At 42.5% G+C, this 379-nt stretch carries 1 protein-coding gene; it reads right to left on the minus strand.

Going from position 1 to position 379, the window contains the following annotated elements:
• Positions 1-379 (minus strand): NADH-quinone oxidoreductase subunit H (locus E3E36_RS12835; protein WP_206203775.1); only part of this gene is annotated, 379 nt, incomplete at both ends.

Consider the following 379-nt stretch of genomic DNA (forward strand, 5'->3'; position numbering starts at 1 on the left):
TTCCGATCTTTCGAGTATCTCCGGCTCTGCCTCAGCTATGTCGAAAGGTATGAAGCCACCTTCAGCATAAACAGCGTAAGCTAAGAGAGCGTAAGCTAAGATTGTTGATGGAGTAAACGTTAAGTTGAGTGGGATTCCACTTATGCTTAATGAATGAGCATTCAAAGCGAATATTCCAATTGCCACACCTAACACAGGTTCAATACTTAGGATGAGCATCATTTCTCTGTTTGCTCCAGCATTCGTATATGTGCTGTTTACACTAAAGCCCGCTATCATCATAGCAACTGAAAACATCGCTAAGACGTAGAGGAATACGAAGAAATCACCTGTGAATCTTACTGGGACAAAGTTTCCGAAGGGCAAAACTAAAGCCGCT

Origin of the sequence: Thermococcus sp. M36 (genome assembly GCF_012027355.1) — an archaeon.
Taxonomy (GTDB): Archaea; Methanobacteriota_B; Thermococci; order Thermococcales; family Thermococcaceae; genus Thermococcus.